This window comes from Pseudomonas sp. ASL3 (genome assembly GCF_056680425.1).
The window spans coordinates 5,088,107-5,101,867 of sequence record NZ_CM155281.1 but is presented as its reverse complement, the minus strand read 5'-3'; the positions used below and the strand labels follow the sequence as shown (position 1 = coordinate 5,101,867).

Genomic DNA, 13,761 nt, shown 5'->3' with positions numbered 1-13,761 from the left:
GATTAGCCTCATCAGTCGAGCTTCACATCCGGTGGCTCGGGCACGTCTTTGGCGACGGGCGGCACCGCTGGTATCGGGCTACCGTGTTTGTCAGGCACGTCGGTGGGTACCAACTTGTATTCCTCGCCTTGAAGGTTTTTCAGGTAGACCTCCATTTGCCGGAACGAGATGCTGATATCGTGCGCCTTGAACTCACGGTCAATGAAGCGGTTGATCTCGTCGACGGCCGGGTTACGGTCGCCAAGATCGCGAACGTGCATGCGTAACTCGTGGTCCAGGGTGCTTTCGCCGAAGTTCAGAAAGTACACCTGCGGTCCCGGATCCTTGAGTACTCGCGGGTTATCCTGAGCGGCCTTGAGCAACAGGCTACGCACCAGGTCCAGGTCCGAGCCGTAACCGACGCCGAGTTTCAGGGTCACACGGGTGATGGTGTCAGTCAGGGACCAGTTGATCAGTTGTCCGGTAATGAAGGTTTTGTTCGGGACAATGATGTCCTTGCGGTCGAAGTCGGTGATGGTTGTGGCGCGGATGCGGATCTTGCTGACGGTGCCCGACAGGTTGCCGATGGTGATGGTGTCGCCGATCCGCACTGGACGTTCGAACAGGATCATGATGCCGGAGATGAAGTTGGCGAAGATCTCCTGCATACCGAAACCCAGGCCTACCGACAGCGCCGCCACCAGCCATTGCAGCTTGTCCCAACTTACGCCCAGCGCCGACAGTGTCGAGACGAAACCGACCCCGGCAATCGCATACGACAGCAGGGTGGTGGTCGCGTAAGCGCTGCCCTGGGCCAGGTTCAGACGCGACAGCACCAGCACTTCCAGCAGGCCGGGCAGGTTGCCGGCCAGCACGACGGTGGTACCGATAATGATGATCGCGCCAATCATGTCGCCGAGGCTGATCGGCACCATGCTCATGGCGGCACCGGTGCCGCTGGTGTATTCGTAGAGGGTAATGTTGTTCAGGTACGAGAACACGCTGATCAAGTCCGACCAGGCCCAATACAGCGCACCGATGAAGCCGCCAAGCAGGGCCAGACGGATCAGGCGCAAGGACTGCTCGTTGACCTGTTCGATATCCAGTGTCGGCTCTTCGATGACCGCTTCGCCATCACCGCTTTCCTTCGCTGCCTGACGTTTGCTCAGGGCGCGATGGAAGGCCAGTCGCCGTGCCGCCACGCTCAGCCCGCGCACGAAGGCGGCTTCAATCACCAGCCACAGCATCAGTAAATACAGAGTGTTAATCAGTCGATCACTGAGTTTCAGGGCGGTGTAGTAGTAGCCGAAGCACACGGCGATGAACAAGGCGATCGGCAGCGCGGTGAAGATCACGCCGACGGCTTTGCGGAACAGTGACGCGCTATGTTGGGTCGGGCTGCTGACCAGCAGCCGGCTCAACAGCCAGGCCATCAGCGCGTAACACGTCAGGACCACGGCAATCCCAAGTACGTCGTCGGCCAGCGCAGCGGGTTGGTGCTCGGCCACCGCGACCACCGAAACCAACGCCAGCACGACCAGACCCAGACGACGAATCCAGCCTTGGAGGAATTCGACTTGCGGTTTTTCCCAGCGGAAATGCAATTGCGCAACGCCGCCCGGCGCAAGAATGCGGTAAGCGGTGTAGAAAATCAGCCAGGCCAGGGCGATTTGCAGCAATGCGGCGCCGAGGTTGGCGTTTTGCCCGCGTGCGTCGATTTGCAGGGCGTAACCACACAACGCCAGGCCCAGCGCGAGTGGCACGGCCAGCAGGATATTGATCAGGATCGCTAGCGGCGTGTGCCATTGGCTGTCCCGCTTGAAGTGGCCGATGTCCGAATGCAGTTCATTCAGTTTGGTGTAGAGCGACTTGCGCTTCCATACCAGGGTACCGATCAACAGCAGCAGCGGCAGGAACAGCAACGGCCGTTGTATCAGGCCATCTGCCAACTCGCTGACGCTGGAGACCCAGGGCAAGGTGGTGACTTGTTTCAGCAGTCGTGGCGGTATGCCTGCCAGCCAGTCCAGGTCCAGCGGTTTGTTGCTGGGTATCCAAAACATCTGCTCGTCGAGAGTCGCGCGCAGGCTCAGCGCGGTGCTGACCAGTTGTTTCTGATTGAGCTGCAGGGTGATGGATTCATTGAGCAGCGCGCTCAATTCGCGGTTCAGGCGCTCTAGCAGATCGCTGCGGGTGACGGCCAGGTCGAGCAAGGTTTTGCGCAGCAGCGGGGTAACGTCTTCCGGAGGCTGGGTCGCGAGCAGCTTGTCGACATAAGCGCTTGGGCTGCTCATCAGCTCCCGCTGTTGATTGACCTCGAATTGATACAGGCGAATGTCCGCGATTTCGTCGGCGAGCCCGCTGTCGAGCGTCAGATAAGGCAGCGCCTGTTTTTGCTTATAGAGAATCTTGGACAGCAGCAGGCTGCCCTTGAGTACGTTGATCTGCTCATCCAGCGCCTGATCGCTTTGGGTCAGGCTATCCAGTTGCTGTTTGGTCTTGAGGTTCTGCTGGGTCAGGTCGTTAAGCCGGTCGGTGCCGCGCAACAGGTAATCAGACAGCTTGAGGTTAGCGGCGCTTTCGGTGGCCAGCAGGCTGCTGCTGCCGGCTTTTTGCGCCTCGATGGACAGCTGGGTAACGGTCTGTTGCGACTGGGCGCGGCGCTTGTCGTTGATCAGGGTTTGGAGGTCCTGAATCTCTTGCTCTTGCCGACTGACGCGCTCGGTCAGCAGATCACGCTGGCTGTTGCCCAGGTCCTGCAGCAGGCTGTTACCCGCCAGTTCCTGACGGCGTAGCAGGGTCAGAGCGTTGAGCGAAGCCAGTTCGGCATTGAGTTGGTCGCGCTGGTCAGAGCTGATCGTTTTGCCGCCATCCTTGCCTGCCTTGAGGATGCTGTTGATCTGCTGAGTGCGCGTCTGATTGCTGCTGATCTCGCCTTGAGCCCGTTCCGGCCGGGTCTGGGCGGTGACGGTCAGGCTGTTGGCATCGTTCAGGGCCTTTTGCAGATCGCCTAGCTGAGTGCTGCGCTCGGTGAGTAACTGCTCCAGTTGTGGCACGTCGAGGTTGGCGTAACGCTGGGCAATCGGGATGGCCTTACTGGCCTTCAGGCGCACCAGATCGCGCTGGTTATCCGTAGTCTGTTTCGGGGCCTGGCTCAGTTGCTGCTTGAGTTCGGTCAGGCGCTTTTCGCTGTCTTCCTTGCTCGCGAGCAGTGCCAGGGTCTGCTCAAGCACCTGTTGCAGGGCTTTTTGATCAGCATCCGGCAATTTGCGGTCGGCAATTTTAGCCAGGCTTTGCTGTACGGCGCTTTTGGTCGGTGGCTCGGCAGCGTGTGCAGGAACGGTGGATAGGCATAGCCCGAGCAGGGCCGCGGCAAAAAGAGTGCGCAGGTTGAGCATAAGTACCGGTCGAACTGATCGAAGAGAGAGGCAGTTTAGAGGAACAGCCCAGGACCTGGGCGGCTTCCTTCGGGGAATTTGACGCCGACTTTGAGGATCTTGTTCCCTTCCATGACGGCAACGGTCCAAATTGTGCCGTTCCATTCGACCTGGTCGCCGATCACAGGCTCGCCACGATTCTTCTGAATGATGAATTGGCTGAGCGGCATGTTCGAATCCAGACCGTCGAGTTTCAGACCGTACAAGGCCGCGACAGCCCCGAGCTGAGCGTCTCCCTCAAGGACGAAGTCGCCGAAGAAGCGCAAATCCAGACCGCGCTGTGGGGCCTGACTGAACAGTTTGCCCAGGGCCGACAAGTTATGTTCATGGCCGATCACACAGAGCAGATCACCGACTTCCAGCGTGGTACTACCCGACGGATGGAGCAGTTGCTGGCCGCGAAACAGGGCTGCAATCCGGGTTCCTTCCGGCATTTTCAGCTCCCTCAGAGCCGCACCGATACACCACTTTTCAGCGCCGAGACGATAAACGAACAGCTCCCACTCGCTGGTGACATGCACCTCCAGCGCCGAGCGTGAGATCGGCGCGGGTTCTGGCGGCACGGTGACTTTCAGAAGCTTGGCGACCCACGGCAGGCTTGTGCCCTGGACCAGCAGTGAGACCAGCACGATAAAGAACGCCAGGTTGAAATACAGCTGGGCGTGGGGCAGCCCGGCCATGAGCGGGAACACTGCAAGAATGATCGGTACCGCACCCCGCAACCCGACCCAGGCGATAAAGGCTTTTTCTTTACCATGGAATGCTTTGAACGGTAGCAGGCTGACCAGGACCGACAGCGGTCGGGCAAACAGAATCATCCATAGCGCAAGACCCAGCGCGGGCAGGGCGATGGGTAGCAAATCATGGGGCGTGACCAGTAGGCCCAGGACCAGGAACATGCCGATCTGAGCCAGCCAGGCCATGCCGTCGAGCATGTGCAAAATTCCGTGGCGGCTGCGAATCGGCCGATTGCCCAGCACCAGACCACACAGGTAAACCGCAAGAAAACCACTGCCGTGGAGGGCGTTGGTCAAGGAGAACACCGCCAGCCCGCCGCTGATCACCAGAATCGGGTACAGGCCGTTGGCCAGATTGATCCGATTGACCAGCTGCAACATCAACCAGCCACCACTCAAGCCGATAATCGCGCCGATACCGAACTCACGGATCAGATGCCCCAACAAGCTCCAGTGCAGACCGGTCTGGCCGCTGGCGAGCATGTCAATCAGGGTCACGGTCAAGAACACCGCCATCGGGTCATTGCTGCCGGATTCGATTTCCAGGCTGGCGGTCACCCGCTCGTTCAGGCCTTTGCCGCCCAGTAGCGAGAACACCGCCGCCGCATCCGTGGAGCCGACGATGGCGCCGATCAACAGACCCTGAATCAGGTTCAGGTTGAATAACCAGGCCGCAACCATGCCGGTCAGCACGGTGGTGATCAGTACGCCGACAGTCGCCAGCGACAGTGCAGGCCATAACGCAACCCGGAAACTGGCGACCCGCGTGCGCAAGCCACCGTCGAGCAAAATCACCGCCAAGGCGAGGTTGCCGACCAGATAAGCCGTGGGGTAGTTGTCGAAAATAATCCCGGCGCCATCAACGCCCGCCGTCATGCCCACCGCGAGGATGATGACCAGAATCGGAATGCCGAGGCGCGAGGACAGCGAGCTGACCAGAATACTTGCACCCACCAGCAACGCGCCGATCAAGAACAGGCTGTTGATGGTTACTGAATCCAAGGGCGGTACTCCAGGTGAAGGGCAACAATTGAACAGCGCGGGACACGAACTGACCATGCAGTCCGCGTGCCAAAGGATTCTAACCTGTTGAATTGCCTGACTGTCAAAGCATTACTGCGGATGGCCCCTCGCCAGCGATAACTATGTACCGCACGGAGGGAATCTGGCGGTTTTATCGTCTGACTTCCACATCAAATGACAGGACGTCAGCATCATGGAAGATGAACGCAGTTTATTTAGAAACACGTTAAGCCAAGAGGGAAAAGATCGGCTGAACGCTCGATCGCGTGAACTCAGAGAGCATTACGGGAGCGCTGTGCCTGCTGATCGCGGTGGACATTCCCCTGGGACGTCAGACTGGGGTTGGCCTGAGGAGCATTCCGAGCACGTCGACAATTCAGGCACATCCGGGAATGTTCCAACGATAACCGAGGAGCAACTGGCGGCGCGACGCAAGGCGCAACAGGAGTACTACGACGCCAATAAAGAAGTCATCGATGAACTGCGTCATCGATGGGAGCAGGCGCGTGACAGCGGGTTCAGCGTCACCGTCGACGAACAGGTCGATCCCGACAACCTGCCGCCTGACCTACTCGTCGAGGAGTATTTCAACGGCCAGTCAGTAAGGCTGGAGGCGCCGGGAATTTATGCTCGCCAGCTGATCAAGCAGTACGCCCGGTCCCAATGGGGCGTTGACCTGGACCCGGACGAGACCCTGATTACCACCCTTTACATCGAGAGCATGGGCGCGCGTGCGCCATTTCGCGCCAATGTCGCGTTCTCGATGACGCTGACCCAGGCGATGTTGGGCAATTGGCAGCAAAACGGAAATGGCGATTGGTCGGACCACCTCGGGCACCCAGCCGCTCATCGCAAGGGTGGCTATTCGGTCAGGGTGACCCAGCAACCCGTTGCCAAGTGGGACAGCGTGGCGTACGAGGCTCTCTACCAAAAAACCACGCCGCAACGTTATGACGCCAGCACCCATCTGGAGATCCCGGCAGCCCGCTTCAAACAGTTCGTGTGGGACGCGGATCTGCAGCGTCATTATCTTTCGTATCTGAACGCGTTCTGGGCACGGCATTACCAGGGCTATCACTTGCTCATCAAAGGCAGTCTGCTCAAGGCCGCTTATATACAAGCGCGGGAAAGGACCCTAAGTCAGGACGATAAATCGCTGGTGCTTGAAGCGCTGGGATTGAGCTATTCCCAGCGGTGGGAAGACCTCACGTTTACGCGTTTCAGGGACGCAGCCCTGCGCAACTCCATGAGTTTTTGTGAGCTGATTATTCACAAGTACACCGCCACCGATATCATTGTGCTCAAAGACCCTCCTACCGAACGAGTGTTGCTCTATATCCCTGGCAACTCGTCGCCATGGCACTCGTTTGAGTCGGAGAACGCGGCGAAGGACTGGATAGGTCAACTCTGCAAGAATCCGACCAAACGCCGGGCGCTGGAAGCTCACTTCAGGGCGGAGGATGACGATGATGGGCTTTTCCTCAGCGGGGTGCACACCGCACTTGAAGGCATGGCCGCTTATCCGCAAATCTTGAACGGTGGGACCGGGCTGTGGAAGCCACGCGATATCGTCAAGTTCGGTGAGCCTCTGCGACCTTGGCCTTTCTCGCATTTCCGGGACAACGCAAAAAGTCGCTTCGAATCCGATGCCAAGCAGATCATCCACACCCAATCGGACTATCGAAAAGAGGAGTTTCGACGAGGGTTGATCAACGCTGTTACGGCGACGGGACTGATTGTCATGGTTGCGCCGGAGCTGCTTCCTGTTCTGGTTGGGCTGTCGTTGGCATTGGTGGGAACAGGCGTCGATCAGGCTATCCATGGGCGCACGCTGGAAGAGCGCAAGCAAGGGCTTGATCGCGTGGAGTTCGGCGTGATGAATGCCCTGCCGCTTGCGGCCGAGGTGGCTGAGGAGGGCTATAACGTCGTTCGTGAAGTTGTTGGAGGCAGGGAGATCGGGGAAGGAACGGGCAGCGAGTGGCTCACTGGGGTTGATGAGCAGTCCACCAATGAAGGGGGCGATATTCGTGACGCACAAGCCGAACAGGAAGCGTTCGAACTCGACGCTGAGTGGGACAGGGTCACAAAGGAAGCAGAAGAAAGGCGGGCACAGGCCGCACGTGAAAACCAAACTGACGCCGAGCGGCCGCAGATTCGTGATTTCGGGCCTGAGCCGCCGGCACTCCACTCACTGAACCCTCGAATGCGCAGGTTGTTGAGACGACTTGAGTCCCCTCAGCAGCTTGATGAGCTGGGGTGGACGACTACGAACGATGGCAAGGAGGTTTATAGCAAGGACCATAATAGTCACCAGTACATCCAGCTTCACGACAAGGTCTACTACGTCAAGTGGGTGCGGTCCGAGCGTCAATTCCGCATTTATTCTGAGCTCGATGAAAACCTTCCGGGCCCGTTCGTCAAAGCGTTGAAACCGGGCGAATGGGATCTGGACTTGAAACTTGGATTGCGAGGTGGCGAGAGTTTCGATGGTTCATTCGTGGTTCACCTTCAAGACCCTGCTATTTTAGGGCCCCAAGCGGCCGAAGTCCCCATTATTCTTCAGCCGAATATCCCCAAGATTCAGGTAGAAATACCCATGGACGGGATTGAGCAAACAGACGGTAATTACTTCGTAATGCTGAATGGAAAACGGGTGTCTGTTTACTATGACGCTGACGCCGACGTGACCTGCTGGAAGTCAGGAACTATCGACTATGTTTGGCGCGACAGTGCGGGTGAATGGCAGAGCGGTGACGCGGCAGCGTATAAAAAAGTAGAATCCAGGCTTGCTCACAGTGTGGACAGTCAGATTTATACTTTTCCGCGCCTGCCCAAACTACCCGATCATCCGACACCCATTCCACGTGAAGTTCACCATATCTGGATGGGCGATCGACTGCCCAGTGATAAGTTGTTGACCAATCTATCAAGGAATGCGGCAAAGAGTCCGGATTTAAAATTTACACTTCATATCGATATCGACAATGAAAACGCACTGTATGATCTGTCCAGCCGGTTTGCCAATCACTCAAATGTTCACATCTCTCCCTTGAAGGATGAATCATTTTACGCAGGCTTTCTAAAAAGCAAAAATGCACAGTTATTCAACTATTTCCGCTACGGAAATTATCAAAATCTGGCGGCCGCCTCGGACGTTCTCCGTTACCGTATGATCTACGAGTATGGGGGTATTTATATGGATTGTGACGACACAATCCTACAATCCTTTGTCGGTGTTGAGCTCAATGCCGGACCCTGTGATGTGTTGATGGGGAGTGAAGTTAATGCGCCGTCATTTGATTATGTCGGACCCAATACGAGCCATTTTGCCAGTCATCCTCGAAATCCCGTATTGAATCAACTGTTGGAGGAAATGCACCTACGTTATTTAAAAGAGGATCCGGCATTTTTTACAACGCCGAGGCCCCATATAGACACATCTACCGAAGCGCTTCGCGTTGCCTCGAAGGCAAAAATGAGACCGTATATGATCAAAATATTCGAGTTGACGGGGCCACGTTTATTTTCTGATGTGATCGGCAAACTGCGCACTGATTATTTCGACCTGCTGGAGAGAGGTGAGCAAATGCAGACAAGTGCAGTCATTGCATCTGCCTACACTGAGCGTTTTGAAGCGACGAGGGATTTTTACTTTCCATTCAAGCGCAAGGCTCGCATCTTTGCAGGAAGCGCGAATGAATGGTAAGGCAGTAATCAGCTATAGGGATTTTGATAAGAAATCCATGGGGGATGAGTCCTTGAGGTAAATAACTACACCCCAACGTCTTTTCCATCTTGCTTACGTCATGACTTCCCTCACACAAAGGATTGGAAGTCATGACGTCACTTTTTCCCGCCCAAAGCGATGCAGTTCAACTGAAGGACCGTGCCCGCCAGTTCATGGCGGCTTACCCCGATATCCATGACATGGCCTATGCGGCCGCCAGCAACATTCTGCTTAAACACACTCAGCTGAAACTTAATCTTGAAAAAGTGTATTGGCACCGTTTCAGTAATGCCGGCAGCAGCCACCGATCGTTTACGGGCTGGATGCACGTGGGGCCGCCGACTGAATCGATGACCTTCATCGAACTGCTTATGCAGCGTTTCAATGCTCGCGATCAGGAAGCCTGGGATGAACTTCAGGTTTACGGCGGCTTTTACTCCGATGGTCCGGATCACGACCTGTTCGACGAGCGTAACGAAATACGCATGCTGCCCAAGGATGTCCTGAATGATTTCTGGGCGCTGGATTTCAGTGCTGCTTACACCCAGGCCATGGAGCGTTTTTGGGCCGATCACAGTGAAAATTTCCGCACCCTGGCGAAGGCACACTTTTTAGCAGCTGCAGGACAAAGTCGACGCAGTGGAAAGCTGTCGGAGCAGGATTTTCGGACGGTGTTTCACGCGGTGGCTGACACAGTGAGCCCTGTGATGACGTTGGCCAAGTTGCAGGCAAAAGTGCGGCCGCGAACGGGTATCACACTGCGCACATTCGACATTGGGGGCGTGGTATCACGCGATATTCTGCGGATCGTCGATGTCCGGGGTCGACAGATTCTGTATGTGCCGGGCGAGTCACCGGCATTTCACAGCTTCGCAAGCGAGGCTGAGTTGTATCAGTGGGTTCGTGGTCGGCTGTCCGACAAAACCTCGCGCATGACCTTCAGCCTGCATTTTCTACGTTCGGCAGCGGACCGGGAGCAGAACGGTGCGGCGTTTGATGGGGTGGTCAAGCAGATACTCCAGCGCAAGTGGTTTGAACTCAAGCTCGTCAACCCGCTTGATCAGGTCATCACGGGCGATGTCTTCGAGCACTTTCGAGATCTTGCCCGCAGGGAGATGGCCGCGGATGCGACCCTGTTGCTCACGTCAAACGCCAGTCTGCGCAAGCAGCTATGGATCGGATACCTGAGCGCTTTTACTCATGTGTTCGGGGGTGTGGCGCCGCTAGGTTGGCCCATTGCCCTGACATTGGTAGGGGCTGGCATTGCCAACGTGGCGCTGAACATTGACCAGTCGATCCACGGTGCAAACGCATCCTTGCGCAGGGCCGGGGTCGAGGGGGCGATTTTCAGTTCGATCTTTGTGGTGTTCAACCTGCCGATGTTTGCCGGGCTGAGTGAGGCTGCTCAAGAGGTGCCCATCGCCGAAATTGGTGCGCCAGCTTCCCCATTACCGCTGGAACCTGTGATCCCGTCAGATCCCGTCGTCACTGAACCGGGCATTGAATCACCCTTGGCCGGGCTGGAAGGCAATGTGGTTCTCAATGAAGCCGTTCCCGTTCCCACCAAGGGCCCGCTGCGCGGTATCCACGTGTTGGCTAACGGTGAAACCTGGATCAGTTTGAATCATCTCCCGTATTACGTGCACTACAGCGCCGAACTACGCTCTTGGGCCGTTGTGGACCCGGACAGTCCCTTTGCCTTTCAGGGGGGCAAACCCGTACACCTGAACGCAGAAGGCAAGTGGGAGCTGGCGTCGCCACCGAAGTTCAAAGGTGGCATGGAGAGCGCGGGTACTTCTTCGCAGACAGGTTCCGCTCTGGCGGGCAAACCCTATCCCACGACAACCTCGACGTTTTGGGACGGCTACATGAGGTTCAATCCGTTGGAGGAAATGCAGTTATCCAGGGCGGCACTTGTACGGCAGCGGGAAGCCGTCGATGTGATGATCGTGCCGGATAGCGACGTGGTGCCCGATGAGGACGGCTTCAAAAAATATGTCGACCAAGGGGGATCGGCCTACCGCGTATTCAAGACCGAAAGTGGGCGTTACCACGGGGGTAGCATTGGGCATTACGTTCAGGAAGATCACGCTTACAACCTGTTTCTGCGCACCGGGACGCCTTACTCCTATGACAACCCGGTAGTCCTTATCGAACGGCTCGCCAACGACCTCGATGAGGTGGGCATCGATAACGCAGTGAATTTGTATCGAGGTGGCAGCGGCGGCCGCGGTACTTCCGGAGCTATGTATCGCAGTGGTGTCATCAAACCGGGCAACACCCTGGTCAATACGGATATCACTTCCTTCAGCGAGAACCCGTATGTGGCCAGGAACTTTGCCAACAGTCAGGTAGGGGAAAACTCGGGTGAGTTCCACGGCGTGGGCAGTTTCGACGATACGTCGATCATTTATGTTCTGCCCGCCAAGAGCTACCAGGGCGCGACGCCCATCGGGCCTTTTTCGGGGCTGGAAGAGGAAGCCGAATCGGTATTCCTGCCCGGCCATTACTTCAGGGTCAAGAGCATCGAAGAAGTCACTGGGCAGCGTTACAAGTTCATCAAAGTGGAGATGAGTGAGATCGACAAATCGCAAGCCTCCACCTCGATTTACGACCTGCGCACCGGCAAGCCTTTCAGCCGCGAGCAATACGCTGTAAAGCTCGGGGCCGGTGCGCAATCGATCGTCGATCGCTTCTTTCCGCTTGACGAGTAATCGGTCGGTCAGAACCACGCGTCCTGCATGGACAGGCAGGTGTCATCACGCGCTTCGAGAATCGCCAGTTCGTGATGACAACCTGGTACTTCCCAGGTCAGAAAGTAGCGTGCGGCTTGTAGTTTGCCTTTATAGAAGCTGACGTCCGCTTCGTTGCCCTTTGCCAGACCTTCTTCGGCGCGAATCGCTTGCTCCAGCCAGCGCCAGCCGATCACGGTATGACCGAATGCCTTCAGGTACAGCGCCGAGTTGGCGAGGCTGCTGTTGACCTTGCCCTGAGCCATGTCGGTCAACAGGCCGATGGTCACGGTCTGCAGGCGCGCCACCAGTTGCTCCAGCGGTTGGCGCAGCGGGGTCAGGGCTTCATGGGCTTGCGCCCGTTCGGCGGTGTCGGCGATCAGGCGAATCAGTTGCTTGAGACCGGCACCGCCGTTCTGTGCAAGCTTGCGACCCAACAGATCCAGCGACTGAATACCGTGGGTGCCCTCATGGATCGGGTTCAGGCGGTTATCGCGGTAGTACTGCTCCACCGGGTATTCGCGGGTGTAACCATGGCCGCCGAGAATCTGGATTGCCAGTTCGTTGGCCTTGAGGCAGAACTCCGACGGCCAGGATTTGACGATGGGGGTCAGCAGATCAAGCAGTTCGTGGGCCTGTTTGCGGACCTCTTCGGTTTCCCCTGTGTTGGTGTCGTCGAACAACCTTGCCGCGTACAGGCCGAGGTCGAACGCACCTTCGACGTAGGCTTTCTGCGTCAGCAACATGCGCTTGACGTCAGCGTGCTGAATGATCGACACCGGCGCGGTGTCCGGATTCTTGCTGTCCGGCAGGCGCCCCTGCGGCCGTTCGCGGGCGTATTCCAGCGAGTACAGATAACCGGCATAACCGAGCATCACCGCACCCATGCCGACGCCGATCCGCGCCTCGTTCATCATCTGGAACATATAGCTCAAGCCCTGATGCGGCTTGCCCACCAGATAACCGACGCACTCACCGTTATCGCCGAAGTTCAGCGCGGTGGACGTGGTGCCGCGCCAGCCCATCTTGTGAAACAGGCCGGCCAGCAATACGTCGTTGCGCTTGCCGAGGCTGCCGTCGTCGTTGACCAGGAACTTGGGCACGATAAACAGCGAGATGCCTTTCACCCCGGCAGGAGCGTCCGGCAACTTGGCCAGGACCATGTGCACGATGTTTTCCGACAGCGGATGATCGCCGCCCGAGATAAAAATCTTGTTGCCGCGCAGGCGATAGGTGCCGTCTGCTGCAGGTTCGGCGCGGGTACGGATGTCCGACAGCGATGAGCCGGCATGCGGTTCAGTCAGGGCCATGGTGCCGAAGAATCGACCGTCGATCATCGGCTGCAAAAAGCGCTGTTTCTGCTCGTCGCTGCCAAAGCTTTCGATCAGATTGGCCGCGCCCATGGTCAGGAACGGGTACGAGGTCGAGGCCGCGTTGGCTGACTGGAAATGTGCAAAACACGCCTGCGACAACAACGTCGGCAACTGCATGCCGCCCGCCTCGAAACTGCGCGCAGCGTTAAGGAAACCGGCTTCCAGAAACGCATCCACCGCCGGCTTCACTTCCGGGATCAGGATTGCCTCACCATTCTCATAGCGCGGTTCGTTCTCGTCACCTTTGCGGTTATGCGGGGCAAAATACTTTTCAGCGATGGTCCGCGCTGTACCGATCGCCGCATCGAAGGTCTCACGATTGTGCTCGGCGAAGCGCTCGCGCTGGGTCAGGGCTTCGGCGTCCAGCACTTCATACAGCTCGAAAGCCAGATTGCGGGAACTGAGCAGCGTCTCGGACATGGCGGGGTACCTTTTTTTGGAATGCCCGAGTCTAGGCCGCGATGCGAGTGGCTGAACAGCAAGATTGATGCGGGTGATGGAGGGGTAAATTGTGGGAGCAGGCTTGCCTGCGAATGTCTCGACGCGGTATGCCAGACACACCGCATGCTCTTCTTCGCAGGCAAGCCTGCTCCCACAGGATTTCAGCCAGCTGAAAGATCTTCGCCGGACCCCTGCCTTTGTGGGAGCAGGCTTGCCTGCGAATGTCTCGACGCGGTACGCCAGACACACCGCGTGCTCTTCTTCGCAGTTCAAGCCTGCTCCCACATCTAGGATTTCAGTCAGCTGAAAGATTTG

At 57.3% G+C, this 13,761-nt stretch carries 5 protein-coding genes; 2 read left to right on the top strand and 3 right to left on the bottom strand.

The window, feature by feature from the left end; all coding sequences use genetic code 11:
• Window positions 1–11: 11 nt before the first annotated feature.
• Both mscK and AC1MEE_RS23380 read right to left on the bottom strand, forming a co-directional pair.
• Window positions 12–3,374: a mechanosensitive channel MscK gene (gene mscK, locus AC1MEE_RS23385; protein ID WP_480411891.1), complete on the bottom strand. Its 3,363-nt coding sequence runs from the start codon at window positions 3,372–3,374 to the stop codon at window positions 12–14.
• A 35-nt stretch (window positions 3,375–3,409) separates the two neighbouring features.
• A complete protein-coding gene (locus tag AC1MEE_RS23380; RefSeq protein WP_480411890.1) occupies window positions 3,410–5,152 on the bottom strand; it encodes a potassium/proton antiporter in 1,743 nt (580 codons plus the stop codon).
• A 214-nt stretch (window positions 5,153–5,366) separates the two neighbouring features.
• Here AC1MEE_RS23380 and AC1MEE_RS23375 point away from each other — a divergent pair, with 214 nt between their 5' ends.
• Window positions 5,367–8,879 (top strand): glycosyltransferase family 32 protein, encoded by a 3,513-nt coding sequence (locus AC1MEE_RS23375; protein ID WP_480411889.1) that lies wholly within the window; start codon window positions 5,367–5,369, stop codon window positions 8,877–8,879.
• 131 nt (window positions 8,880–9,010) lie between these two features.
• Window positions 9,011–11,614 carry a dermonecrotic toxin domain-containing protein gene (locus AC1MEE_RS23370; RefSeq protein WP_480411888.1) on the top strand — a complete coding sequence of 868 codons (2,604 nt, stop codon included), beginning with the start codon at window positions 9,011–9,013 and terminating at the stop codon, window positions 11,612–11,614.
• An 8-nt stretch (window positions 11,615–11,622) separates the two neighbouring features.
• Here the strand turns inward: AC1MEE_RS23370 and AC1MEE_RS23365 are convergent, their stop codons facing one another.
• A complete protein-coding gene (locus AC1MEE_RS23365) occupies window positions 11,623–13,425 on the bottom strand; it encodes an acyl-CoA dehydrogenase (RefSeq protein ID WP_480411887.1) in 1,803 nt (600 codons plus the stop codon).
• Window positions 13,426–13,761: the final 336 nt, after the last annotated feature.

Coding starts and splice junctions, on each gene's coding strand:
- mscK (WP_480411891.1), bottom strand. CDS start 3,374: ATGCTCAACCTGCGCACTCTTTTTGCCGCGGCCCTGCTCGGGCTATGC.
- AC1MEE_RS23375 (WP_480411889.1), top strand. CDS start 5,367: ATGGAAGATGAACGCAGTTTATTTAGAAACACGTTAAGCCAAGAGGGA.
- AC1MEE_RS23370 (WP_480411888.1), top strand. CDS start 9,011: ATGACGTCACTTTTTCCCGCCCAAAGCGATGCAGTTCAACTGAAGGAC.
- AC1MEE_RS23365 (WP_480411887.1), bottom strand. CDS start 13,425: ATGTCCGAGACGCTGCTCAGTTCCCGCAATCTGGCTTTCGAGCTGTAT.